The sequence below is a fragment of the Cellulomonas sp. genome (genome assembly GCF_017744555.1).
Taxonomy (GTDB): domain Bacteria; phylum Actinomycetota; class Actinomycetes; order Actinomycetales; family Cellulomonadaceae; genus Cellulomonas.
On record NZ_JAGIBD010000013.1, the window covers coordinates 49,385 to 73,718 of the forward strand.

At 74.0% G+C, this 24,334-nt stretch carries 27 protein-coding genes; 13 read left to right on the forward strand and 14 right to left on the reverse strand.

Going from position 1 to position 24,334, the window contains the following annotated elements; all coding sequences use genetic code 11:
• The first annotated feature begins 62 nt into the window (after window positions 1-62).
• Together J7523_RS10560 and J7523_RS10565 are read left to right on the forward strand one after the other, a co-directional pair.
• A complete protein-coding gene (locus J7523_RS10560) occupies window positions 63-347 on the forward strand; it encodes a hypothetical protein (RefSeq protein WP_291885955.1) in 285 nt (94 codons plus the stop codon).
• An 82-nt stretch (window positions 348-429) separates the two neighbouring features.
• A complete protein-coding gene (locus J7523_RS10565) occupies window positions 430-1,014 on the forward strand; it encodes an NADPH-dependent FMN reductase (RefSeq protein WP_291885958.1) in 585 nt (194 codons plus the stop codon).
• A 4-nt stretch (window positions 1,015-1,018) separates the two neighbouring features.
• Here the strand turns inward: J7523_RS10565 and J7523_RS10570 are convergent, their stop codons facing one another.
• The 4 genes from J7523_RS10570 to J7523_RS10585 form a co-directional block, all read right to left on the reverse strand.
• Window positions 1,019-1,783, reverse strand: a complete 765-nt coding sequence (locus J7523_RS10570) for an FAD:protein FMN transferase (protein ID WP_291885960.1) — start codon at window positions 1,781-1,783, stop codon at window positions 1,019-1,021.
• 3 nt (window positions 1,784-1,786) lie between these two features.
• The gene (locus J7523_RS10575) at window positions 1,787-2,317 is read right to left on the reverse strand and encodes an FMN-binding protein (protein ID WP_291885963.1); all 531 of its coding nucleotides are present in this window, start codon (window positions 2,315-2,317) and stop codon (window positions 1,787-1,789) included.
• Window positions 2,317-3,681 carry a ferric reductase-like transmembrane domain-containing protein gene (locus tag J7523_RS10580; protein WP_291885966.1) on the reverse strand — a complete coding sequence of 455 codons (1,365 nt, stop codon included), beginning with the start codon at window positions 3,679-3,681 and terminating at the stop codon, window positions 2,317-2,319. The genes J7523_RS10575 and J7523_RS10580 overlap by 1 nt, the downstream gene beginning before the upstream one ends.
• A 106-nt stretch (window positions 3,682-3,787) precedes the next feature.
• On the reverse strand, window positions 3,788-5,830 hold the full coding sequence (locus J7523_RS10585; RefSeq protein ID WP_291885969.1) for a thioredoxin domain-containing protein: 2,043 nt from the start codon (window positions 5,828-5,830) through the stop codon (window positions 3,788-3,790).
• Window positions 5,831-5,898: 68 nt separating this feature from the next.
• On the opposite strand from J7523_RS10585, the gene J7523_RS10590 reads away from it, so the two are divergent.
• Both J7523_RS10590 and J7523_RS10595 read left to right on the forward strand, forming a co-directional pair.
• Entirely contained in the window at window positions 5,899-6,516 is a 618-nt protein-coding gene (locus tag J7523_RS10590; RefSeq protein WP_291885972.1) for a class I SAM-dependent methyltransferase, read from the forward strand.
• Between the two features lie 74 nt (window positions 6,517-6,590).
• Entirely contained in the window at window positions 6,591-7,484 is an 894-nt protein-coding gene (locus J7523_RS10595; RefSeq protein ID WP_291885975.1) for a hypothetical protein, read from the forward strand.
• On the opposite strand, the gene J7523_RS10600 is transcribed toward J7523_RS10595, so the two are convergent.
• Genes J7523_RS10600 through J7523_RS10610 form a run of 3 tightly spaced genes read right to left on the reverse strand, consistent with a single transcriptional unit; the run spans window position 7,406 to window position 10,123 of the window.
• On the reverse strand, window positions 7,406-8,326 hold the full coding sequence (locus J7523_RS10600) for an endo alpha-1,4 polygalactosaminidase (RefSeq protein ID WP_291885978.1): 921 nt from the start codon (window positions 8,324-8,326) through the stop codon (window positions 7,406-7,408). The genes J7523_RS10595 and J7523_RS10600 overlap by 79 nt on opposite strands.
• Window positions 8,323-9,441, reverse strand: coding sequence for a HAMP domain-containing sensor histidine kinase (locus tag J7523_RS10605; protein ID WP_291885981.1), 1,119 nt, complete (start codon window positions 9,439-9,441; stop codon window positions 8,323-8,325). Before J7523_RS10605 ends, J7523_RS10600 begins: the two co-directional genes overlap by 4 nt.
• Complete coding sequence (locus J7523_RS10610; protein WP_291885984.1) at window positions 9,434-10,123, reverse strand: response regulator transcription factor; 690 nt, start codon at window positions 10,121-10,123, stop codon at window positions 9,434-9,436. The genes J7523_RS10605 and J7523_RS10610 overlap by 8 nt, the downstream gene beginning before the upstream one ends.
• Window positions 10,124-10,211: 88 nt before the next feature.
• Here J7523_RS10610 and J7523_RS10615 point away from each other — a divergent pair, with 88 nt between their 5' ends.
• The 4 genes from J7523_RS10615 (at window position 10,212) to J7523_RS10630 (ending at window position 13,069) form a co-directional block, all read left to right on the forward strand.
• Window positions 10,212-10,898, forward strand: coding sequence for a M15 family metallopeptidase (locus tag J7523_RS10615; protein ID WP_291885987.1), 687 nt, complete (start codon window positions 10,212-10,214; stop codon window positions 10,896-10,898).
• 56 nt (window positions 10,899-10,954) lie between these two features.
• A complete protein-coding gene (locus J7523_RS10620) occupies window positions 10,955-11,584 on the forward strand; it encodes a VanZ family protein (protein WP_291885990.1) in 630 nt (209 codons plus the stop codon).
• Between the two features lie 231 nt (window positions 11,585-11,815).
• Window positions 11,816-12,172 carry a hypothetical protein gene (locus J7523_RS10625; protein ID WP_291885993.1) on the forward strand — a complete coding sequence of 119 codons (357 nt, stop codon included), beginning with the start codon at window positions 11,816-11,818 and terminating at the stop codon, window positions 12,170-12,172.
• Window positions 12,173-12,319: 147 nt separating this feature from the next.
• A complete protein-coding gene (locus J7523_RS10630) occupies window positions 12,320-13,069 on the forward strand; it encodes a copper homeostasis protein CutC (RefSeq protein WP_291885996.1) in 750 nt (249 codons plus the stop codon).
• Here J7523_RS10630 and J7523_RS10635 read toward each other — a convergent pair.
• The 5 genes from J7523_RS10635 to J7523_RS10655 form a co-directional block, all read right to left on the reverse strand.
• Window positions 13,066-13,872, reverse strand: coding sequence for an ABC transporter permease (locus J7523_RS10635; protein WP_291885999.1), 807 nt, complete (start codon window positions 13,870-13,872; stop codon window positions 13,066-13,068). The two genes, J7523_RS10630 and J7523_RS10635, sit on opposite strands and share 4 nt — an antisense overlap.
• Entirely contained in the window at window positions 13,869-14,768 is a 900-nt protein-coding gene (locus J7523_RS10640; protein ID WP_291886002.1) for an ABC transporter permease, read from the reverse strand. The genes J7523_RS10635 and J7523_RS10640 overlap by 4 nt, the downstream gene beginning before the upstream one ends.
• Window positions 14,765-15,967 (reverse strand): extracellular solute-binding protein, encoded by a 1,203-nt coding sequence (locus J7523_RS10645; RefSeq protein WP_291886004.1) that lies wholly within the window; start codon window positions 15,965-15,967, stop codon window positions 14,765-14,767. Before J7523_RS10645 ends, J7523_RS10640 begins: the two co-directional genes overlap by 4 nt.
• A gap of 36 nt (window positions 15,968-16,003) precedes the next feature.
• Window positions 16,004-17,095, reverse strand: a complete 1,092-nt coding sequence (locus J7523_RS10650; protein WP_291886007.1) for an ABC transporter ATP-binding protein — start codon at window positions 17,093-17,095, stop codon at window positions 16,004-16,006.
• A gap of 135 nt (window positions 17,096-17,230) precedes the next feature.
• Entirely contained in the window at window positions 17,231-17,629 is a 399-nt protein-coding gene (locus J7523_RS10655; RefSeq protein ID WP_291886011.1) for a hypothetical protein, read from the reverse strand.
• A 138-nt stretch (window positions 17,630-17,767) separates the two neighbouring features.
• Between J7523_RS10655 and J7523_RS10660 the strand changes: the two genes are divergently transcribed.
• The 4 genes from J7523_RS10660 (at window position 17,768) to J7523_RS10675 (ending at window position 21,172) form a co-directional block, all read left to right on the forward strand.
• Window positions 17,768-18,490: a response regulator transcription factor gene (locus tag J7523_RS10660; RefSeq protein ID WP_291886014.1), complete on the forward strand. Its 723-nt coding sequence runs from the start codon at window positions 17,768-17,770 to the stop codon at window positions 18,488-18,490.
• A complete protein-coding gene (locus J7523_RS10665; protein WP_291886017.1) occupies window positions 18,487-19,620 on the forward strand; it encodes an ATP-binding protein in 1,134 nt (377 codons plus the stop codon). Before J7523_RS10660 ends, J7523_RS10665 begins: the two co-directional genes overlap by 4 nt.
• A gap of 99 nt (window positions 19,621-19,719) precedes the next feature.
• Entirely contained in the window at window positions 19,720-20,343 is a 624-nt protein-coding gene (locus tag J7523_RS10670) for a DUF305 domain-containing protein (protein ID WP_291886020.1), read from the forward strand.
• Window positions 20,344-20,500: 157 nt separating this feature from the next.
• The gene (locus J7523_RS10675; RefSeq protein WP_291886023.1) at window positions 20,501-21,172 is read left to right on the forward strand and encodes a DUF6803 family protein; all 672 of its coding nucleotides are present in this window, start codon (window positions 20,501-20,503) and stop codon (window positions 21,170-21,172) included.
• A gap of 69 nt (window positions 21,173-21,241) precedes the next feature.
• Here the strand turns inward: J7523_RS10675 and J7523_RS10680 are convergent, their stop codons facing one another.
• Together J7523_RS10680 and J7523_RS10685 are read right to left on the reverse strand one after the other, a co-directional pair.
• On the reverse strand, window positions 21,242-21,718 hold the full coding sequence (locus J7523_RS10680; RefSeq protein ID WP_291886026.1) for a hypothetical protein: 477 nt from the start codon (window positions 21,716-21,718) through the stop codon (window positions 21,242-21,244).
• 105 nt (window positions 21,719-21,823) lie between these two features.
• Window positions 21,824-23,191 (reverse strand): acyltransferase, encoded by a 1,368-nt coding sequence (locus tag J7523_RS10685; protein WP_291886028.1) that lies wholly within the window; start codon window positions 23,189-23,191, stop codon window positions 21,824-21,826.
• 176 nt (window positions 23,192-23,367) lie between these two features.
• On the opposite strand from J7523_RS10685, the gene J7523_RS10690 reads away from it, so the two are divergent.
• On the forward strand, window positions 23,368-24,333 hold the full coding sequence (locus J7523_RS10690) for a hypothetical protein (RefSeq protein WP_291886032.1): 966 nt from the start codon (window positions 23,368-23,370) through the stop codon (window positions 24,331-24,333).
• Window position 24,334 lies beyond the last annotated feature (1 nt).

Consider the following 24,334-nt stretch of genomic DNA (forward strand, 5'->3'; position numbering starts at 1 on the left):
CGGTCGCCGCCGATGGGACGGGTGCGGGACACCCGCGCCGACCGACCGTTGCAGAGGCCACCATGACGAGCACCTCGATGAAGACCGAGCTCGAGTCCCGCAAGGACACGTTCTGGATGCGGGGCTACCTGGTCCTCGCGGTCGCCGTCGTCCCCCTCATGTGCACGTTCGTGCTGCCCACGCTCGTCGCCAAGGCGATGTCGCTGTCCGTGGCCATGGCCGGCGCGCTCGTCGGATACGTGTTCGTGCAGTGCGCGCGGCAGCTCGAGCGGATCCTCGCGCCGCTGCCTCCGGCCGCGCACGTGGTCGGCGGCGACGAGGACCACGACGAGCGCACCTACCGCTGAGGCACTCTCGTCGCGCGCCCCCGGCGACCCCGGAGCACGATGGACGGACATCCCTGACCGGCTGACGCCGAGGAGGACCGTCATGGCGCGCACGATCGGCTACCTCGTGGGGAGCCTCGCGTCCGGATCGATCAACCGCAGGCTCGCGACCGCGCTCATCGGGCTCGCACCCTCCGAGCTCGAGTTCCACGAGATCCCCATCCGCGACCTGCCGCTCTACAGCCCGGACTACGACGCCGACTATCCGCCCGTCGCGCGGGCGCTCAAGGACGCGATCGAGGCGTCGGACGGCATCCTGTTCGTGTCCCCCGAGTACAACCGGTCCATCCCCGGAGCCCTCAAGAACGCGATCGACTGGGGGTCGCGCCCGTGGGGCACCAACTCGTTCGCCCGCAAGCCCACCGGCATCGTCGGGGCGTCGATCGGGGCGATCGGGACCGCCGTCATGCAGTCGTCGATGCGCAGCGTCCTGAGCTTCCTCAACGCGCCGCAGCTCAACTCGCCCGAGGTGTACGTCCAGTTCCGGCCGGAGCACTTCGCGAACGACGGGACGGTCACCGACGAGACCACCGCGCAGTTCCTGCGGCACTACATGTCGGAGTACGCCGCGTTCGTCGAACGCGTCCTGTCCGTGACCGCGCCGGGGCACATCGGCGACGAGGGCTGACGGGTCACTCCGCCGTCGGGCGGCCCAGCAGACGCAGGCCCGCGCGGTCGCCCAGGACCCGCCCGTCGTCGGTGACCGCGAGGACCGCGGACGCACCGTGCCCGCTGGCCCACGCGACGCCGTCGGCGCCGAGCGCCAGGACGGACGTCGCGAGCACGTCGGCCGTGACGAGGTCGCCGGCCAGCACCGTCGCGGACGCGAGTCCGGACGCGGTCGCGCCCGTGCGTCCGTCCCACACGTGCGCGCCGCGCTCGTACGTGCCCGACGTCGCGACCGCGCCGTCGCGCTGCTCCACGACCGCGAGGAACCGGTGCGCGTCCCACGGGTCGCGCACACCGACACGCCAGCCCCGACCGGGCACGGGCTCGCCGCGCGTCACGACGTCTCCCCCGGCGTTCAGGCAGAACGCGCCGACCTCTGCCGCGATGAGCACGTCCGCCGCCCGCTGTGCCGCCCACCCCTTGACCACGCCGTCCGTGTCGAGCGTGCCGTCGGGCCGCCGGACCGAGAACGCGCCGCCCGACGCCTTCCCCGCGCGGTCCGCGAGCGCGAGCACCTCCGTCAGGTCGGGGCTGAGGTCCTCGTGCCGCAGCTCGCCGGCGTCGAAGCGGCGCACCTCGCTGTCGGGGACGAACCGGCTGAACCGGCGGTCGGCGTCCCGGAGGCGCGAGAACGCCGTCCGGACCGCGAGCTCGGCGCACCGACGGTCGGGGGGTGCGGGCACGTCGACGGACATCGGGATGCCCATGACGACCTCGACGTGGCGCACGGGTCAGCCGCGCTGGTCGATCGCGGACTGGACCGACTCGCGATAGCCCTCCGAGGTGTACGTGGCGCCCGAGACGGTGTCGACCTGGGCGGACTGCGCGTCGAGGACCTCCTGGGCGAGGACAGGGACGGAGCGGGCCGAGATCTGCTGGCTCTCGCGTTCGCGGTCGGGGGCCTGGAGGGTCTGGACGTCGGTGATGGTGCTGCCCTGGAACGTGACGGACACCTGGACGTTGCCGTACCGGGTCGACGCGACGGAGCCGACGACGGTGACGCTGTCGCTCGTCGTGGTGCCGCCGCCGGTGGTGTCGGTCGCGGAGCTCCCGGACGAGCCGCTGGACGAGCTGCCGGACGAGCCGCTGCCGGACGAGGTGCCGGACGACGAGCTCGACGACTGCCCGTCGGAGGTGCCGATCCCGCTCGCGGTCGCGGGGGCGGCGTCGGGTGTCACGACGAACCGGGCGATGCCGGCGGCGCCGATGGCGGCGACCGTGCCGGTGTAGATCAGGGTCCCGCGCCAGCGCATCGTGGACATCAGGTGAGCTCCTCTCGGTGGATGGCGCCTGCGGGGACGCCGAGGCTGCGGGCGGCCCCGACGACGGCGGCGATCATGCCGTCGGGCCCGCAGACGAACACGTCGCGCTCGGCGACGTCGGGCACGAGGTGCCGCAGCGTGGACGGGTGCAGCGGGTCGTGGCCGAGGTCGGCGCGGCGGCCGGGCAGCGGCACGTAGCGCAGCGCGGCGGAGGGCGTGAACTCGGCGGCGAGCGCGAGCGACTCCGCGTCGTGCGCGCGGTGCAGCACGACGAGGTCGTGGCCGGCGCGCAGCAGGTCCTCGGCGAGCGCCCGGATCGGTCCGACGCCGGCGCCCCCGGCGACGAGCAGCACCTTGGGGGCGGTGGCGCGCTGCGCGGTGAACCGGCCGTACGGGCCCTCGACGAGCACCCGGGTGCCGGGCCGCAGGTGCGGGACGGCCGACGAGTGGTCGCCGAGCGCGCCGACGGTGAAGCGCAGGTGGCCGGCGGTCGGGACCATCGACAGCGAGTACGGGTGGGCGGTGCCCCAGTGGCCGCGGGTGAGGAAGCGCACGAGGAAGAACTGGCCACCCTGGGCCGCGAGCGCGGCGACGTCGCGCCCTTCGAGCCAGATGCTCGTGAGGCCGCGGCCCTCGGGGACGACGGCGGCGACGCGCAGCTGGTGCTGGCGGTGCGCGAGCAGCGGGAGGGCGACGCGCCAGGTGAGGATCGCGCCGGCGGTGGCGGCGTACAGCAGCACCCAGACGGTGCGGGCGAGCAGCGCGGTGACGAAGTGGGTGCCGCCGACGACCTGGTGGGCGAACGCGAGGTAGATGGCGACGTAGGTGGTCAGGTGCAGTGCGAACCAGGCCTCGTAGGAGAGGTGGGCGCGGGCGCCGCGGGCGCTGGACAGGCCGACGAGGACGAACAGGGCGGTGCCGATCACCGCGGACCACAGGTAGGGCTGGCGGGCGAGCGCGTTCGGCACCTCGGCCCACGGGGTGAGCGAGTCGAGGAGCGCGCCGCCCACGATCATGAGCAGCACGTGGGTGAGGACGAGGAGCACGACGGTGGTGCCGAGCGTCCGGTGCCAGGAGACGAGGCGGTCCTGCCCGACGGCGGTCTCGAACCAGGGCACACGGGCGACGAGCAGGAGCTGCACGCACACGAGGAACGACGCGAGCAGCCCCGCGAGCTCGCCGAGGGCGCTCAGGGCCCCTCCTGGGGTGCTGCCGGTGGCGGCGGGGGTGCCGAACCACCAGAACGCGAGGACGGCGAGGGTGCCGGCGAGCACGGCGCAGGTCGCCGCCGGGAACCGGCGGCGGGGGGCGGGCCGCGTGACGACCGGGACGTGGAGCCCGGCGTCCTGCGTGAGCGTCGTCATGGGTGACAGCCTCGACGGCGCGGCTGGGAACGTTCTGGGAGCGACCCATGGGGTGCCTGTCCACCCGGTGCGCCGGAGGGCATCCGTCTGCGCCGTCGGCCGCCGCTCAACCGGTGCGGGCGAGCTGCCGTTCCAGGTCGTCGGGGCTCGTGGTGGGGAGGTCGCACACGAACCCGCGGCAGACGTACGCGGCCGGGCGGCCGTCGACGAGCGGGCGGTCGTGGAGCAGCGCGGGTGCGTCGCGATCGGGGATGGGCGTGCCACGGGCGACCACCAGTCCGGGGGCGGTGGCGCGGAGCGCGGTGCGGTGCAGGTCGTCGGTGCGCGGGTCGTCCGCCGGCCCGACGACGGCGACCTCGCGCGGTCCGTCGAGCAGCGCCTCGACCACGGCGAGCGCGGCGCCGGCGGCCCGCGGGTACGTCGTGGCGACCGTCAGCGGGCCGCGCAGGGCGCGCTCGGCGGCCTCCCGGTGTCGCAGCGAGCCGGTGAGGGCGCTGAAGGTGAGCAGGGCGCCCGCGGCGGCGGACTGCCCGTTCGGTGCGGGTCCGTCGGTGCGCGCCCGGGGGCGGCCGACGCGAGCGACGACGGCGTCGGTCTCGTCGTCCGCGGTGTCCTCGAAGCCGCCGTCGGCCGCCGCGAACCGTGTCAGCACCGTGTCGAGGAGGTCGCCGGCGGTGGTGGTCCACCGGTGGTCGCCGGTGACCGCGGCGAGCGCGAGGTAGCCGTCCGCGGTGTGGGCGTAGTCCTCGAGCAGGCCGGGTGCGGTGCCGGCGGTGCCGTCGCGCGACGCGCGCACGAGCCGTGCGGACCCGTCGTCGGCGCGGCGCGTGTGCACGGTGAGCAGGAGGTCCGCGGTGCCGACGGCGGCGGCCGTGAGGTCGGGGCGGTCGAGCAGCGCACCCGCCTCGGCGAGGGCGGCGATCGCCAGGCCGTTCCAGCCGGTCACGACCTTGTCGTCGCGTGCGGGTGGGGTGCGTCGTGCCCTGGCGGTGCGGAGGCGGGCGAGCGCGGCATCGAGCCGGGCGTGGTCGGCCGGGTCGGAGCGGCGCTGCAGGACCGAGCGGCCGTGCTCGAACGTGCCGGCGACGGTCACCGCGAGGGCGGAGGCGGCCCAGTCCCCCTCGTCCGCCCCCAGCTCGGCGCGCAGCTCGTCGGGTGTCCACACGTAGTACGTGCCCTCGTGACCGTCCGAGTCGGCGTCCAGCGACGACGCGAACCCGCCCTGCGACGTGCGCAGGTCGCGGACGAGCCAGTCGGCGGTCTCGCCCGCGGCGCGCCGGGCAAGGTCGGAGCCCGTGAGCCGCCACGCGTGCAGCAGCACCCGCAGCAGGCCGGCGTTGTCGTCGAGCATCTTCTCGAAGTGCGGCACGGTCCACGTCGCGTCGACCGAGTACCGCGCGAACCCTCCGCCCAGCTGGTCGTACATGCCGCCGCGCACCATCGCCTCGATCGTCCGGTCCGCCATGGTGAGCGCGCTCGCGTCGCCGCTGCGCGCGTGACGGCGCAGCAGCCACTCCAGCGCGGTCGTCGGCGGGAACTTCGGGGCGCCGCCGAAGCCGCCGCGCGCCTCGTCGAACGTCGTCGCGAGCCGGGTGAGCGCGAGCCCGGTGACGTCCTCGTACCCGGGGCCGGCCGCGGGCCCGACCTCGGGGGTCTGCGCGAGGGCCTGGACCAGTGCCGCGGCGCTCGCCACGACCTCGTCCCTGCGTCCGGTCCACGCCGCGGAGATCGCCGCGAGCACCTCCGTGAACGCGGGCATCTGCTGCACGCGGCGTGGCGGGTAGTAGGTGCCGCAGAAGAACGGCTCCCCCAGCGGTGTCGTGAACACGGTCATGGGCCAGCCGCCCGACCCGGTGGTCGCCTGCGTCGCCGCCATGTACACGGCGTCGACGTCGGGCCGTTCCTCGCGGTCGACCTTGACGCACACGAAGTGCTCGTTCATGAGCGCGGCGACGGCCTCGTCCTCGAACGACTCGTGCGCCATCACGTGGCACCAGTGGCAGGCTGCGTACCCGACCGACACGAGCACGGGGACGTCGCGGCGGGCGGCCTCCTCGAACGCGGCGTCGCCCCACTCGTGCCAGTCGACGGGGTTGTCGGCGTGCTGCTGCAGGTAGGGGCTCGTGGCGGCGGCGAGTCGGTTCGGCACGTGGTCCAGCGTCGGCCCAGGACGCGCGTGCGGCCACCGGTGCCGGGCGCTGCTGCGAGACTGGCGTGGTGACGCACATCGTGACCAACCACCCCGACGAGTGGGACGCCCGCTACTCCTCCGCCGAGCAGGTCTGGAGCGGCGACCCGAACGGTGCGCTGGTCGCCGAGGTCGCATCCCTGCCGCCCGGGCGTGCGCTGGACGTCGGGTGCGGTGAGGGCGCCGACGCCGTGTGGCTCGCGTCGCGGGGGTGGGCCGTGACGGCGATCGACGTGTCCGCCGTCGCCCTCGACCGGGCCGAGCAGCACGCGCGCGACGCCGGCGTCGACGTGACGTGGGTCCGGACGGGCCTCGTCGAGGCGAACCTGCCCGCGCGCGGGTTCGACCTGGTCTCCGCGCAGTACCCGGCGCTGCTACGCACCGCCGGCGGCGACGCCGAGCGTGCCCTGCTGCGCCCGGTCGCCGTCGGCGGCGAGCTGCTCGTCGTGCACCACGAGGTGACGACCGACGAGGCGCACGCCCACGGGTTCGACCCGCTCATGTTCATCATGCCCGCTGACGTCGCGACGCTGCTCGACGACGACTGGGAGGTGCTCGTCGACGAGCGCCGCGACCGCACGATCGCCGGCGGCGCCGGTGCCCACCACGCGCACGACCTGGTGCTCCGCGCCCGTCGCCTGCGCTGACCTCGCGCGGCTGACCGGGCCCGGGAGCGCAATATCGCTGGTGGACCGGCGAGCGCCGGATGAGCATGGCTCGCATGCCCGCTGCGGTGGAGATCGCCTGCGACGAGTCGGGGTTCTCCGGGACGAACCTGCTGGACCCGACCTCGCCTGTGCTCACCCACGCCAGCGTCGACCTGACCCGGGCGGAGGCCGGTGAGCTGGTCGCCGTGCTGGGGTCCCGCCTCGGCGGCTGGGCCGAACACCGGTCCGGTCGGCTCCTGCGTCCCGAGCACGGCGCGTTGCTCGCGTGGTTCCTCGACGCGCTCACCGGGCGCGCGGAGGTCGTCGTCGTCGACAAGCCCTCGTTCGTCGCCGCGCGTGTCCTGGAGCTGTTCACCGAGGAGCCGTCGTACGCCGCGGGCACGCGCCTGGGCAGCGACCACGACGGGGCCGTCCGTGCGCTGCGCACACGGAGCGCCCTCCTCGCTGCATTCGTCGCGCTCGTCCGGACGACGAGGCGCCGACCCGTCGACCAGGGCGCCATCGGCAGGTTCCTGGCGGCGGTGCCGACCGACGAGCCGGCCCTGGACGACGTGCGCCGGGACCGGGTCGAGACCGTCGTGGCCCGCCTCGTCGACGGCGACCCCGCCTACCCGCCACCCCTGGAGCCGCTCGTGCCCGCGCTCGCGGAGACCGTCCTGCGGTGGAGCGCCGGGACGCGGACGGTCGCCGTGGTGCACGACGAGCAGAGCGCTCTGACGCCCGGCCGGGTGGCGCGGCTCGGGGCGTTCCTCGGCGACGCCGTCGCCCCTGCACCGCCGCCGTTGCGCTCGTTCGTGCAGGTCGACTCCCGCGCCGATCCGCGCGTGCAGGTCGCCGACCTGCTGGCCGGCGTGGCGCGTCACCGCGCTCAGCACGTCTCGAGCACGTACCCGTCGTCGTCGGGCGTGCCCAGCTCGCGGTCGCGCAGCACCGTCGAGACGGGCTGAGCCGGGTCGGCGCACGCGGCCGCCCAGCCGTCGGGCTCGTACTCGACGTCGATCACCGCCGCGCCGTACACGTCGGTGTACGCGCCGCACTCGTCGTACTGCGCGCACTCCTCCGCCACCGCGAAGTCGTAGCCCGCCTCGTCGCGCCCCCGCGCGCCCAGCTCGGCGGCGTTCTTCTGACCGACCGCGAGACCGGCCGCGTGCCCGACGGCGACGAGCCGGGCCGCGAGGTCCAGCGCGTCGTTGGCCGTCAGGCGGCCCCCGGACCGCGTCCAGGAGTCGAGGTTGTCGAGCTCCACCGCATCGAACCCGCGCGCGGCGCACGCCCTGACCTGAGCACCGACGACCTCGGTGATCGCCGCGCGCTTGTGCGCGGTCGACGTGTCGAGCAGCAGCTCGTCAGGCCAGCCGGGGTCGGCCACAGGCGCGCCCGCGTCGTCGCTCAGCAGGAGGTCCGGGTGCTCGGTCAGCCAGGTGTCGCGCTCGCCGGGCTGGGTCTGGAACCCGTTGACGTAGCAGCCCGACCACATGCCCGGTTCCGGCACGTCGGTCACGTCCCGCACGACGCCCCCGATCCCGGGGGCCGGTCGGTAGCCACCGCCGAGCTGGTAGTCGACGACGACCCCGCCCGGGGGCAGGGCCCGTCGATCCGGTGCGCTCGGCGCCGCCAGCGGAGGCTCCGGCGGCCCGGCCGAGGTCGCGACCGGCGAGGGTGTGCCGGACGGCGCGTCGGCGGTGCCCGCTCCGGCGGGCCCCGTGCAGGCCGCGGTCGTCGCGAGGACGACGATCAGCGCGGCCAGGCGCGCGCCGGCCCGGCCGGCCCGGCCCGTCGAGCCGGTCACGAGATCACCGGCGGCGGCTCTGTCGGCAGGTGGACGGTGACGCGCAGCCCGCCCTCCGCCCGCGGCGTCAGCGTGAGGCTCCCGCCGTGCGCACGGGCGATGCTCGTGACGATGGCCAGGCCGAGACCGACGCCCGCGTGGTCGTCGCGAGCGCGTCCCGAGCCCCGCTGGAACGGCTCGGTGAGCGTGGAGACGCGTCCGGGCGCGAGCTGCTCGCCCGTGTTCTCCACGGTGAGGACGGCGTCGGCCGGGCGGAGCGTGGTCGTGACGCGCACGCTGCCGCCCTCGGGCAGGTTGTGCACGATCGCGTTGTGCACGAGGTTCGTCGTGAGCTGCAGCAGCAGCGCGGGAGACCCCGCGGCGGGTGTCACGTCGCCGGTGGTCTCGAGGGTGATGCCCCGCTTCTCGGCGAGCGGCAGGAGCGTCTCGGTGGCCTCCTCCGCGAGCAGGGACAGGTCGACGTGCTCCCAGACGAACGACCGCTGGTCGGCCCTGCTGAGCAGCAGCAGCGCCTCGGTGAGGTCGATCGCCCGGGTGTTGACGGCGCGCAGACGCGCGAGCAGCTCAGCCGAGTCGTGCTGCGGGTCGTGCTGGGCGACGTCGAGGAGCGCCTGCGAGATCGCCAGCGGCGTCCGCAGCTCGTGGGAGGCGTTCGCGGCGAACCGCTGCTGCTCGGCGACGTGCGCCTCGAGCCGCGCGAGCATCGCGTCGAACGCGTCGGCGAGCTCGCGGAACTCGTCCCGACGGCCGGACAGGCCGATGCGGTGGCCGAGCGACCCGGTCGCGGCGATGCGGGTCGCACGCGTGATCCGGTCGAGCGGTGCGAGCATCCGGCCCGCGAGGAGCCAGCCGCCGACCAGCCCGAACACGAGCAGGAAGCCCATCGCGAGGGCAGCCTTCGGGGCGAACGCACGCCACAGGTCGTTCCGGCCGGGGACGAAGAGCCCCGGCATGCCCCCACCCGGCGCCTGGACGATCGTGCCGACCCGCTCGGGCACGTACCGCAGCAGGAACACCCAGACGACCGCGATGAGCAGGAGCCCCGCGACCATGAGGAACCCGGCGTAGCTGAGGGTCAGCTTGAGCCGGACGCTCGGCCCGGGCGGCCTATCCACGCGCGTCGGTCCCGGCGCCGGTGCCCGCGTCGATCCGGTAGCCGACGCCGGGTACCGTCGCGATCAGCCACGGCTCGCCGAGCCGCTTGCGCAGGGCCGAGACGGTGATCCGCACAGCGTTCGTGAACGGGTCGGCGTTCTCGTCCCACGCCCGTTCCAGGAGCTCCTCGGCGCTCACGACGCCGCCGTCCGCCGCGACCAGCACGTCGAGCACCGCGAACTGCTTGCGGGTGAGCGCGACGTAGCGGCCGTCGCGGTACACCTCCCGGCGGAACGGGTCGACCCGCAGGCCGGCGAGCTCGCGCACGGGCGGCCGGTGGTGGGCGCGGCGGCGGTCGAGCGCCCGCAGGCGCAGCACGAGCTCGCGGAGCTCGAAGGGCTTGGTGAGGTAGTCGTCGGCTCCCAGCTCGAAGCCCGACGCCTTGTCGTCGAGCCGGTCGGCGGCCGTGAGCATGAGGATCGGCATGCCGCTGCCCGACGCGACGATGCGTGCCGCGACCTCGTCGCCCGACGGCCCGGGGATGTCGCGGTCGAGGACGGCGATGTCGTACGCGTTGACGCTCAACAGCTCGAGCGCGGTGTGGCCGTCGCCCGCGACGTCCGCGGCGATCGCCTCGAGGCGCAGCCCGTCGCGGACGGCCTCGGCCAGCAGGGGCTCGTCCTCGACGATCAGCACTCGCACGTCCCCGATGCTACGAGCGGCCCGCATATCGCGGGCGTATCGAGAAGTGCATACGCGGTGGCAACACGGGCGAGCGTGGGATGGGGCCATGCACCGTGCTCGACCGACCGTCCTCGTGCTCCTGACGACCGCCGCCGTCGGGGCCGTCGCCGCCGTCACCGGCCTCGTCGGCAACCCGCCGTCCCTCGCGTCGCCCCCGGTCGTGGCGCCGACGCCGGTCGCGACCGAGCAGGCCGCCGACGTCGCCCCGGGGTTGACCGACGCTCCGCCGCCCGTCGAAGGCGCAGGCGACGATGCCGCGACCGAGGCCGGCGGCGGCGCCGCGACCGAGGCGGACGGCGGCGTCGTCGACGGCACCACGGTGTTCGACGACGTCCCGGCCGTGACCAACCTCGACCCGGACCTGCTCCACGCGCTACGCGTCGCCGCGGACGACGCGGCCGGGGACGGGGTCACGATCTACGTCAACAGCGGCTGGCGCTCGGCCGCCTACCAGGACCGGCTGCTGCGCGACGCGGTCGTGCAGTACGGCTCGGCGGCCGAGGCCTCCCGCTGGGTCGCCACGGCACAGACGTCCGCCCACGTGACGGGCGACGCGATCGACGTCGGACGCACGAGCGCGACGTCGTGGCTGGCCGAGCACGGCGCCCGCTTCGGGCTGTGCCAGGTGTACGCCAACGAGCCGTGGCACTACGAGCTCCGACCCGACGCGGTCGACCACGGCTGCCCGGCGACGTACGCCGACCCGACGCACGACCCGCGGATGGCACGGTGAGCCGCGCGACCGACCCGGCCGCACCTCTGGCGGCGACAGCACAGGAGCAGCACCGCATGGCGACCGCGACCCCCACCCCGACGTCGAGGCCGGCGACCGACCACGGCCGCGACACGAGGCGCACCGTCCTGGCCGCGCTGTTCGTCGCGTACCTCGGACTGCTCGTCTGGCTCGTCCTGTGGAAGCTCGAGGTGCCGTGGGTCGGCGGGAGCTGGCGGCGCACCGTCAAGCTCGTCCCGTTCGTCGCGACCGCGCGGGCCGGTGCGAGCCAGCCCCCCGAGGTGGTCGCGAACGTGCTGCTCTTCGTGCCGTTCGGCGTCTACCTCGGCCTGCTGGCTCCCGTGTGGCGGTGGTGGCGGACGGCGGCTGTGGTCGCCGCGACGAGCCTCGGCCTCGAGGTCACCCAGTACGTGCTGGCTGTCGGGAGCACCGACCTCACGGACGTGGTCGCCAACACCGCGGGAGGGGTGGTGGGTCTCGCGGTCGTCGCACTGGTCCGCGGGCGGCTCGGCGCGCGGACCACGACAGTCCTGGTGCAGGCGTGCGCGGTCGGCACCGTGCTGGCCCTGCTGGCGGCGGCCGCCGTCGCCGCCTCTCCCCTGCGGTACCAGCCGCCGGGTGGTGGGATGCGCGACGTCCACGTGCCGCGGTCCGGGGAGCTGCCGACGCCGGGGCCGCGCGGCTGACGCATGCGCCGGCTCGTCGTGCGTCGGCTCGTCGTGCCCCGGCTCGTCGTGCGCCGCGCCCGACGCCAGCTCTCCCGTCCTCACGTGCGCGACAGCCGGCGCGGGACCGAGTTGCCGACCGGGACCAGAGGTCTAACGTCGAACGAATCATCAGATAGAAGGGAGACCAGGACGTCTCGCGCACGCACCCTCCGGAAGGCGGCCGTCGCGACGGCGGCAGCCCTGACAGCCGTGCTCGCCGCATCGCCCCCGGCGAGCGCAGCCACCGACACCACTCCCCCGAGCACCCCGCTCTACGGGTACGCCCAGGGGTTCCAGTGCCTCATGCTCATCGTCGGCGTCCCCAAGGTGACCGACAACGTCACGCCGCAGGACCAGATCGTCTACCGGGTCCTCGACAACGGCGTGGACATCGGTGCGCTCAGCGACCGCGGCTACGACGGCATGTGGGCGGTCCTGCACCTGCTGCAGCCCGGGCCGAACACGGTCGAGGTCCAGGCCGTCGACCTCGCCGGCAACCGCTCGACCAGCCGTGCCGCCCCCGTGACCGGCTACTACACGCCCGGCTGCACGCCCGGCCACCTCTGAGCGCTCACCACTCCCCGACCGTGAAGAAGCGGCGGTCGGGACCTGGAGCGGCAGTGCTCGGCGTGCGGGATCGACTATCGTCCGATCGCCGCCGTCGTGGGCGGCGCCGGACGCCCGCCCCGTGCGGGCCTGTCGAGAGTGGGTCCCGTGAAGGTCGAGCTCGAGATCGCGGTCCAGGACCCCGAGGGCGTCGCCGCCGCCGTCGCCGGCGGTGCCGACCGCCTCGAGCTCGCCGCGGCGCTCGCGCTGGGCGGCCTCACCCCCTCGCCCGCGCTCACGGCGGCCGCCGTCGCCTCCGGGATCCCGGTGCACGTGCTCGTCCGCCCGCGGGACGGCGGCTTCGACTACACGCCCGCCGAGCAGGCCGTGCTCCTCGACGACGTCCGGCGCGCGCTCGACGCGGGCGCCCGCGGGGTCGTCGTCGGCGCCGTCCGCGACGGCGAGGTCGACCCGGCCCTCGTCGAGTCGGTGCGCGGCCTCGTGGCGGACGGCGAGGTCACGTTCCACCGGGCGTTCGACACGGTCACCGACCGGGAAGCGGCACTCGAGCTGCTCGTCGGCCTCGGGGTGGACCGCATCCTCACGTCGGGCGGCGCCTCGCAGGCGGCCGATGCGCAGGACGAGCTCGCCCGGCTCGTCGCGCTGTCGTCCGGCCGGATCCAGGTCATGGCCGGCGCGGGGGTCACGGCCGAGAACGTCGGACCCCTGCTGGCCACGGGCGTGCACGCGGTGCACGCGTCGGCCAAGCGCGCCGTCCAGGAGGTGCAGGCCGTCCGTCTCGGCAGCGCCGCGGACGCCGGGGCGTCGATCCGCGAGATCACCGACGTCGAGCGGGTCCGTGCGCTGCGTGCCGCCGTGGATGCGTTCGAGACCGGGGGCGCGCGTCGTCGCGCCTAGATCCGCCCACCCGCCGTCGACTCGCCCGCGACGCGCTGGCTCAGGTAGATCGGGACGACCGAGATCAGCACGAGCACCGCGGCGACCACGTTGACGGTCGGCGCCTGGTTGGGTCGTTGGAGGTTCTGGAAGATCCAGATCGGCAGCGTCGTGACGCCCGGCGGCGCGGTGAACAACGTCACGACGATCTCGTCGAACGAGAGCCCGAAGGCGAGCAGCGCGCCCGCGAGCATCGCACCGCGCAGCAGCGGGAACGTGACGAGCCGGAACGTGGTGAACCCGTCGGCGCCGAGGTCCATCGACGCCTCCTCGGGCGCGAGCCCGGTGCGCCGCAGCCGCGCGACGGCGTTGTTGTGCACGATGACGACGCAGAACGTCGCGTGCGCGATCGCGACGGTCCAGAGGGACAGCTCGAGGCCGAGGAACGTGCGGAACCCCGTGCGGAACGCGAGCGCGGTGACGATGCCGGGCAACGCGATGGGCAGCACGACGAGCAGCGACATCGCCTGCAGGCCGAAGAACCGGTACCGGGCGAGCGCGAACGCGAGCAGCGTGCCGAGCACGAGCGCGACGGCAGTCGCGACGACGGCGACCTCGACGGACGTGAGCACGGCGTGCCGCACGCTCGGGTTGCCGGCAGTCTCGACCCACCACTTCGTCGTCAGGTCCTTCGGCGGCCACGCGAACACGGTGCTCGCGTTGAACGAGTTGATGACGATGACGACGAGCGGCACGTAGACGAACGCGAGGCCGAGCGCCATCATCGCGCCGAACGTCCAGCGGGCCCGCCGCGAGCCCCTCACAGCGTGTCCAGGGCGCCGGTGCGCCGCACGAGCGAGAGGTACACGACCATGATCGCCACGGGGATGAGCGCGATCGCTGCCGCGAACGGCAGGTTGCTCGTGTACGTCTGGTAGACGATGTTGCCGATCATCTGCGTCCGCCCGCCGACGATCTGCACGGTGATGTAGTCGCCGAGGCTGAGCGAGAACGTGAACACCGAGCCGGCGACGATCGACGGCCAGATCAGCGGCACGACGACGCTCCGGACGGTCCGGGCCGGGCGGGCGCCGAGGTCACCGGACGCGTCGAGCAGCGAGTCCGGCATGCGCTCGAGGCCCGCGTACACGGGCAGCACCATGTACGGCAGCCACAGGTACGTGAGTGTGAGCACGGTCGCCGTGACGCCGAACCCCGGGCCGGACAGCCCGAACGGTCGCAGCGCCCACGCGATGAGACCCGTCTCGGGCTGCACCATCGCCTGCCACGCGTAGACCTTCACGAGGTACGACGCCCACAGCGGCGTCACGACGAGCGCGACGAGCAGCGTGCGTGCGCGTGCGGGTGCGACCTTCGCCATGAAGAACGCCATCGGGAACCCGAGCAGCACGCACAGCACCGTCACCGTGACGGCGATCGCGACGGTGCGCACCGCCGCGCCGACGTAGGCCGGGGTGGTGAGCACCTCGCGGACGTTGTCGAGGGTCAGCTCGCGGACGACCGCGCCGGTGAACTCGTCGACCGTGAAGAACGCCGTGACCAGCAGCGACAGCAGCGCCGACAGGTAGACGAGCACGAGCCACGTCGCGGGCAGCGTCAGCAGCCCGGCGAGCCGCACGCGGGGACGACGGAACAGCGCGGCCGAGAGCCGGCGTCGTGCGGACGCCGGCTGCTCGACGCGCTCGAGGACGCCCGTCACCCGTTCTTGACCTCGCTCCACGCCTTGCCCCACTCGGCGTACGGCACGCACTTCACGTCGGTGCGGCCGTCCAGGCATGCGGACTGCGGGGTCGTCCAGAACCAGATCTTGTCGAAGTAGGCCTGGTCGTCGGCGTGGAACGTGTCGCAGTGCGTCGGCTCGGTGGTCAGCGCGCACGCCTGCGTGTTGGCCGGGGCCTCGCCGAACCACTCCGCGACCTGCGCCTGGACCTCGGGGCTGGTGACCCAGTTGATCCACTCGTACGCGCAGCTCGGGTGCGGCGACTTCGCGTCGACCATCCACGTGTCGGCCCAGCCCGTGGCGCCCTCGTCGGGCAGCACGGACTCGACGGGTGCGGCGTCGGCCTGCGCGAGGTTGACGATGATCTGCCACGTCGAGCCGACCACCGTGCTGCCGTTCTCGAGCGCCTTCTGCGCGTCGGTGTAGCTCGCCCAGTAGCTGCCCACGTGCGGCTGCTGCGACTTCAGCAGCTCGACGGCCGCGTCGAACTGGTCCTGGTCGAGCGCGTACGGGTTCTCGATGCCGAGGTCCGGCTGAGTCGCCATGAGGTAGACGGCGGCAGCGGCGATGCCGTCGGTCGGCGAGTCGTAGTCGGTGATCTTCCCGGAGTACGGCGAGTCGGCGCCGAACACGACGTCCCACGACGTCGGCGCGGGCGTCACGACGTCGGACCGGTACGCCATGAGCTGCGCGCCCCAGCCGTGCGGCATCCCGTACGCGACGCCGTCGACCGAGTTCCAGGCCTGCATCTTCTGGAAGTCCGGGACGTCCGCGTAGCTCGTGAACAGGTCGGTGTTCACGGGCGCCACCTTGCCCGCGTAGATCATGCGCAACGACGAGTCGCCCGAGGCGGACACGACGTCGAAGTCACCGGTGCCCATCTTCTCGAACATCGAGTCGGACGTGTCCGCGACCTGCACGTTCGCCTGGCATCCGGTCTTCTGCTCGAACGGCGTGACCCAGTCGACCGCCGGGTCGGTGCTGCCGTCCTCGGCGTACCCGGCCCACGCGAGGATGTTGACCTCGCCCTCCCCCTCGCCGATCGTGTCGAGCGCCTGCATCGTCGGCGGCGCGGCGCTCCCCCCGCCCTCGCCGCCCCCGTCGGACGTCCCGCACGCGGACAGGGCGAGCACCGCGATCGCCCCGACGGCCACGAGCCTGCTGCGGTGGTGCGCCATCGTCGACTCCTTCGTCATCGGCTTCGAGCTGGGTCGTCACGGCACCGGGTCGGGTACCGCCACAGCCGGGTCGGTCGCCTGGTCGGCCACCCGGAACTCGTGCTCGGGCCGCCACACGAGCCGCACGCGCGCACCGCGCAGGCCCTGGACGTCCATCGAGGAGGTCTGGAGGTTCTGCTGGAGGGCGACGAGGGTGCTGCCGACGTCGAGGTCGACGACGAACCGCGTCGCCGACCCGACGTAGACCACCTCGCGCACCGTCCCGCGGGCGCCGTGCGCGCCGTCCGCGCCGTCGTCGTCGCGCTCGATGCGGATCTTCTCGGGCCGCACGGACCACGTCCCGTCCCGGCCGACGACCTGACGCGCAGCCTCCCCGGCGAGCAGGTTCGACGTGCCGACGAACCCGGCCACGAACGGCGTCGCGGGTCGCTCGTACACGTCGGCGGGCGTCCCGACCTGCTCGATCCGCCCGCCGGCGAAGACGGCGATGCGGTCGGACATCGTCAGCGCCTCCTCCTGGTCGTGCGTGACGAACACGAACGTGATGCCGACCTGCCGCTGGATGGCCTTGAGCTCGACCTGCATCTGCTCGCGGAGCTTGAGGTCGAGGGCGCCGAGCGGCTCGTCGAGCAGCAGGACGCGCGGGCGGTTGACGAGCGCTCGTGCGAGCGCGACGCGCTGCCGCTGCCCGCCCGAGAGCTGCGACGGCGTGCGCGGCCCGAACCCGGCGAGCCGCACGCCGGCCAGGGCCTCCTCGGCGCGCCGGGTGCGCTCGCGCCGGCCGACCCGCTTCACACGCAGCCCGTACGCGACGTTGTCGAGCACGGTCATGTGCGGGAACAGCGCGTAGTCCTGGAACACCGTGTTGACGTCCCGCTCGAACGGAGCGCGCCGCGTGACGTCCACACCGCCGAGCTCCACCGTGCCCGCGGTCGGCAGCTCGAAGCCTGCGACCATCCGCAGCACCGTCGTCTTGCCCGACCCCGACGGGCCCAGCAGCGTGAGGAACTCGCCGTCCCGCACGTCCAGGTCGACGCCGTCGACCGCGACGACGTCCCCGAACTCCTTGCGCAGCCCGCGCAGGCGCACCGCGAACGTCTCGCCGTCCTGATCGTGCGCGCCGACCATGTCTGCAGCCCTTCCGTGGCTGGCACGGGCTTCGACCGCGGATATCCGCAGCCGATGGTCGGAATCTAGTCCTGATCCGTCGAAATGGGACGACTCGGCATCACGAATCGGTTGCGGTACGGAACATGTGGGACCTCAGTCGGGAACGTCGGCGCCGCGCTGGGTCCGGTCGATCTGGAGCGGCACCAGGCTCTCCGGGGGCGGCAGGACGCCCGGCCCGCCGCCCGCGAGCCAGTCGGCGAGGTCGTGCGTCAGTGCGTCCCCGGCGAGCCGCTCGAACCACACCGGCCGACCGGCGAGGCGCCGGCCCTCCGGGCTCGGACGGGCGACGACGACGTCGCCGCGCTCGCACTCGTCGAGGCACTCGGACAGCTGCAGGTCGGCAACCCCACGACCCGCGAGGTCCTGCAGCCGTGTGAGCTGGCCGCCCGCGAGCGGGTCGCGCTCCCCCAACGTCTCGCCGACGCAAAGGCTGCACGCCGTCACGCCGGGGCGGGCGCGTCGAGGCGACGAGCACGTGGGGTCGGTGGGCACCGGCAGACCGTACCCCGCGGGTCGCCGACCCTCCGCATCGCTCGCTGCGGGTCACGGTTCGCTCAAGATTCGATGAAGACCCGCGGCGCCCGGCCCCCGCCGGTGCTCACGGGCGGCACGGGCAGCGACACTGGCCGCATGGAGAACGTGGTCCGACCGGCGCGGCGGGCGCTCGTGGTGGACGACGAGCAGCCCCTCGCGCGGCTCGTCGCGGGCTACCTCGAACGTGAGGGCTTCGAGGTCGACGTCGAGCTCGACGGGGTCAGCGCGGTGCGCACCGCCCGGGAGCGCGACCCGGAGGTCGTCGTCCTGGACCTGGGGCTGCCGGGGCTCGACGGCATCGAGGTGTGCCGGCAGGTGCGGACGTTCTCCGACGCGTACGTCGTCATGCTCACGGCGCGCGCCGACGAGGTGGACACCCTCATCGGGCTGTCGGTCGGCGCGGACGACTACATGACGAAGCCGTTCCGGCCGCGCGAGCTGGTCGCCCGGGTGTCCGCGCTGATGCGCCGCCCGCGCCGTACCCGGGACGACGCGGCCGTGCCGGCGCAGGCCGAGGCGCTGGTCTTCGGGCCGCTCCGGGTCGATCCCGTCGGCCGCGAGGTGTGGCTCGGCGACCAGGAGGTGAGCCTGACGCGCACCGAGTTCGACCTGCTCGCGACGCTCGCCGGGGCCCCGCACCGCGTGTTCTCCCGCCGAGCGCTCATCAACGCCGTCTGGGGCGACGACTGGGTCGGCGACGACCACCTCGTCGACGTCCACCTGCTGCACGTGCGCCGCAAGCTCGGCGACAGCCCCGCCGAGCAACGGTTCGTGCGGACCGTGCGCGGGGTCGGCTACCGGATGGGCACAGGCGGGTGACCGACGTCCGCCCGCGCAGCCGCACGGGCATCGCTGCCCGGCTCCTCGTCGCGATGACGCTCGTGCTCGCCGTGGCGGCGCTGGCCGGGTGGCTCGTCGCCTCCGCGCTCGGGCCGACCCTGTTCCACCGGCACATGCTCGACGCCGAGCGTGGACCGGGCGGCATGATGCAGCACGCCGAGCAGGCCTTCGCGTCGGCGAGCGCGGTCACGATCGCGGTCGCGCTGGCCGCCGCGGTGCTCACGGCGCTCGTGGCGAGCACCCTGCTGGCCCGCCGGATCGGGGCGTCGCTGGGCACGCTGTCGGCGGCGGCGGGGCAGGTGGCGTCGGGACGGTTCGACGTCCGGCTCGACGACCCGGGCATGGGGACCGAGTTCGACGACCTCGCCGACGCGTTCAACGCCATGGCCGGCCGGCTCGACCACGACCAGGAGCTGCGCCGGCGGCTCATGGCCGACGTCGCCCACGAGCTGCGGACGCCCGTCGCCACGATCGTCGCGTACGTCGACGCCCTCGAGGACGGCGTGCAGGACCTGACGCCCGAGGCGGTCGAGGTGCTGCGCGCGCAGACCTCACGCCTGACCCGGCTCGCCACCGACCTCTCCGCCGTCACCCAGGTCGAGAGCGGCACCCTGGTGCTCGACCGCCGGCGCGTCGCGCCGAGGCTGCTGGTCGACACCGCCGTGTCAGCCGTCCGTGCCCGCGCGGACGACGCGGGGATCGCGCTCGTCCGGCGCGTCGCCACGCAGCTGCCGGTGCTGGAGGTCGACGTGGACCGCATCGGCCAGGTCCTCGCCAACCTGCTGGACAACGCGATCCGGCACACGCCCGCCGGCGGCACCGTCACGGTGAGCGCCGAGCGGTCCGCCGCAGGTGTCCGGCTGAGCGTCGACGACACGGGCGAAGGTATCGACGAGGAGCATCTGCCGTACGTCTTCGAGCGGTTCTACCGCGCCGACACCGCGCGGGACCGGGCGCACGGCGGGTCCGGGATCGGACTGGCCATCGCCAAGGCCCTCGTCCAGGCGCACGGCGGGAGCGTCTCGGCGCGCAGCGCCGGGCCGGGCCGAGGGTCGACGTTCGCCGTCGACCTGCCCGCTCCCGCGGAGCCGGGCTTCATCGGATCTTGACGGTCTGTGAGCGAGACCTTCGGCATGCGGCTCGCACAGTGGTGGTGACGCGGGCTGCCGTCCGTGGCGGCCCGCCGCCCGACCGCAGGAGTGAGATCCGTGACCAGCGCCCGTCCCCGAGCAGCCGCCCTCGTCGTCACCGCCGTCGCGGTGGGCTGGACCGTCGCGGCATGCGCCGGTACCGCCCCCGACGCCCCGGCGGGCTCCTCCGCTGCCGTCTCGGCCGCGCGAGCGAGCGAGGCCGACGTCACGTTCGCGCAGATGATGATCGTCCACCACCAGGGCGCCGTCGACATGGCAGCGCTCGCCCCGGGGCGTGCCGGGAGCCAGGACGTCGCGGACCTCGCCGCCCGCATCGAGGCGGCGCAGCAGCCCGAGATCGACACCATGACGGGCTGGCTGCAGGAGTGGGGCGAACCGCCGCTCGACGACGACGGGGCGATGCCGGGCATGGACCACGGGGACATGGCGATGGACGGTGTGGGCGGCATGGCCTCCATGGCCGACATGAGCGGGCTCGAGGACGCGTCCGGCGCCGACTTCGACCGGCTGTTCCTCGAGCTGATGATCGTGCACCACCGGGGTGCGGTCACGATGGCGCGGACCGAGGTCGAGCACGGACGGGACCCCGACGCGGTCGCGCTCGCCCGGAAGGTGATCACCGACCAGACGGGCGAGATCGACGAGATGGAGCGCATGCTCGCGGCCTCCGACGGCAGGTGAGCCGGCGGGACGTTCGTCCCGGCGCACCCGGCTCACGACCCGGCGGGACCGCGGGTTCATCGATCCTTCATGGAACGCGAGCCGTGCCTGCACCGGTGGCCGCCACGCTGGCGGTCGCGCCGGGACGTCCGGCGACGGTCACCGAAGGAGAGTCTCGATGGTTGCCACCGCCCCCAGCCCGACGGCCGGGCCCGTCACCGCGCGTCCAGGTCTGCGACGGGAGGTGCGGATCGCGGTCGTCGTGGCCGTGAGCGTCGCGATCGCGGTCGTCGCCCTGCTGCTGCCCGCCTGGCCGGCCGGTCCGGACATGGGATCGACGCACTACATGGGCCTGCTCGCCGCGAACCAGCCGTGGAACCTGCTGCTGTTCATGGCCGTGCCCGTGGTCCTCGCCGAGACGATCGCCGTCACCGAGCTGGTCGTGCTGTTCAGCCCCCAGCGGGCCGGACGCACCGTGCGCGCGCTCAACCGGTACGCCGGGCTGGTCGCCGGCTTCTACTTCCTCGGTGTCGTCGTGTACCTGCTGAAGCAGGCCGTCGTGCCGCTGACGCTCGACGGCGGCTGGCGTGGCCCGGCGGACGTGATCGCGGTCGGGTTCTACCTGCTCGGCGTCGTGCCGCTGTACGGGATGTCGCTGCTCGAGACCCGGGTCCTCGGCGCCGGCTGGGACGCGCAGCACCGGCTGAAGGTCCACGCGACGTTCGTCGGGATGTTCCTCGTCGTCGCGCACGTCGCGATGATCGCCGGGATGCTCGACCCGACCGTCCTGGGGTGGCAGCCGACGCACGTCATGGACGACGGCACGCAGATGGCCGGCATGACCCACTGACCTGGTGCCCGACCGCCGAGCGGGCTGCACCGGCGCGTGCCGATGCAGCCCGCTCGAGCCGGGGCGGTCCTACGACGCCACGACCGTGTGCCGGTAGACGTCGTTCGCGGCGGGGTCGGCCTCGGTGTGGTTGTCGAACACGTGGTTCCACGACGACGACCAGCCGGCGATCGAGACTCGCACCAGGTCGGTGGCGGTGCTCGACACCCGGGTCGGCTTGAACCAGATCGGGCCGCTGCTCCAGGTGACCGGGTTGTCGCCCTGGTGCGCGTTGAGGCTCGGGAAGAAGCCCACGCTCGTCGTCAGCGAGCTCGCGTACTGCGCCGCGGCACCGTTGCCCTTGACCAGGGTGCCGTTGAGCCCCTCGACCAGGAACGTCACGTCGGTCATGGTGAGCATGCCGCGGTTGGCGGCCTGGAAGCGGAAGGAGACGTCCTCCTCGTCGTTGATCGCGACGCCGTCCCAGTCGACGTCCGTGATCTCGACCGTCACGTACGTGCTGGGGTAGTTCTTGATGTCCTCGTAGACCTCGTCCAGAGCGGTCATCGTCGTGCCTTTCGTCGGGTCAGGTCGCCGGTCGACCTGTCACCGAGAGACGAGGACCCGGGGTCGCCGCTGATCGGTGGGGAAACCCCAGCCGACCCCCCGACCTCAGTCCGTGGGCCGCCGCGGCCGCCCGACGAGCAGCGCGACACCGGCCGCGAACAGCAGCAGCTCGCCCACAGGGATCCCGCCGACGTCGGGCAGCACACCGTCCGGCCCGCCGACGCCCAGGCCCGCGAGTCCAGCGAGGCTCAGCACGACGCCCGCGGCGGTCGTGAGCGCCGCTTGCTCGGCTGGGCGGGCGGAGCGGGGCCGCTCCCACCGGCCGGCCACGGCGACGATCGGCACGAGCAGCGCGGCGAGCAGCACGAGCCACGGCACGCGCCAGGCCCACCAGAGTCCCGAGCCGACGTCGTGCTGCGGGAGCAGCCCATGGGCGACGAGCGTCGTGCCGACGATCACCACGGGGACCATGTGCCACAGGAACACGGTCAGGACGACGGCGTTGACGGCGACGACCGCCAGCCAGACCCGAGGCCGGCGCAGCCACCGGTCGGCGGCGGGACGCAGCAGCAGCACGACACCCGTCTGCGCGGCCGCGAGGGCCAGCAGCGCGAGCGTCGGCGGGGCGGTGTTGCTGAGCGCCGGCGGCGGCGCGGCGCCCACCATCGTGACCGCGTACGGGCCCCACCCGGTGAGGGCGACGAGCATCGCCAGCCCGCCGCCGGCGAGCGCCCAGGCGTGCCGGCGCACCCGCGTCAGCGCCCCGCGCCGCCACGCGACGCCGACCTGGTGGATCGCGACCCACGCCGCGACATAGCTGGCCGCCGCTGCCCCCGGGCGGCCGGTGACCACGCGTGCGACGTCCCCGAGCGCGACGACGGCGACGAGCACCAGCACGCCCCACAGCCCCCACCGCCGGTCGGCCGCGAGCAGCGCGGGCGCGACGCTCACCACCACGAGGTACACGACGAGGAACCACAGCGACATCGCGGCGGCCCACACCGCCGTGCGCGCGACGACGGGGTCCGCCCCGAGTGCGACTGCGACGGCGTAGGACGCGACGACGTACGCGAGGAACGCCGCCGTCGGGCGCAGCAGCCGCAGGGCCCGCCCGCGCACCCATCCGGCGGCGCTCTCGCCCCAGCTCCCGCGCGACTCCCAGGACGCGGCGTTCGCGAACCCACCGACCAGGAACACGACGGGCATGACCTGCACGAGCCACGTCAGCGGGTGCGCCCAGGTGAGCACCGCGAGCGCGTTCACCCAGCCCAGGCGCCCGGCGTCGACCGTGACGGCCGCGACGAGCCAGTGCCCGAGCACGACCACGACGATCGCGACGGCCCGGAGCAGGTCGACGTAGCGGTCGCGGTGCGCAGGTGTGGCCGCCGCGGCGTCGACGACGCGCGTCCGCAGCCCGACCGCGCGGGACGACCCGCCGTCGAGGGTGTGCTCGTCGCCGCGCCCGTCAGGCACCCGGCCCTCCCGACCCGGCCGCCGAGCCTCGGGCGGCCGTTCCTTCCCGAGGCTAGCGCCGGCGCCCGTTCCCGACGCGGCGACGGGCAGACACCAGCTGGCGTGGTCAGCCGAGCCTGAGCCGTGGCACGCGTCGCGCTCCCACCGAGCGGGCTCGCTGCACGATGATGACCGACATGAAGTGGTTCTGCGTGGACGGGAGCGACGGCGACCTCACGCAGGAGCAGTCCGAGCTCGTGCTGGACGGCTACCGACGGCACGTCGACGCGCTGCGACGCGAGGCGCCGGCCCTGGTGGAGCTGCTCGACCTGCCGCTTCGCTACGGCCAGGTGCACGAGTGGCACGCGTCCGACGACACGGTCGCGATGCGTCTCGTCGTCGGTGACCTGGAGTCGGGCTACGAGTTCGCAGCGGTGACGTACCGCGGCGCGTCGATCGTCGGAGGGGCCGAGGAGCCGCGTCGCCTCCGTCTCGACGACGAGCAGACCGAGATCCTGTACGACGAGGTCGACCGCGACGGCGCCAGGTTCGTGCATCGGCTCCGTCTCTGGCCGACCGGAGAAATCACCGTGACCTTCGACGACGTCGAGGTCGTCAGATCGCCGGCGACCCGGGCCGACCGGGACCGGCTCGCACCCGTGGACGTGCGGCTCGCCGAGCTGTGCACCGCCCTGGCCGACCTCACCGGGTACGACGCGCCGCCCGACTGGCGCGACGAGCACGAACGGTGGTGGCTCTACCAGGCAGCAGCCACGCGTCCTCTGGCTGCACCGTCGCTCCAGGCCGCCGTCGGCCTGGAACCCGTGGAAGGGATCGCCACGGGCGTCGTCCTTGCCGCGTTCGACTCCTACCCGTCCGCGCGGCGCGACTGGATCGCGGCGCTCCCCGTCGAACGGCGCCCGTTCGTCTCGGCGCGTGCCCGCGAGCTCGACATCCTCGACGTCGTCATGGCCGGCGACCCCCTCGCTGACGCGAACGTCGCGGACTGGTCGCGGTGGCTGCAGCGCAGCGTCGTCGACCGCTCGACGAACCGTGCCGTGCTGGAGCGGCTGGCGAGCGAGGGCATGTCGAAGAAGATCCGCAACATCGCGGCCGACGCCCTCCGCACACGCGCGAGGCTCGGGCGAGGTCGGGACGACTGAC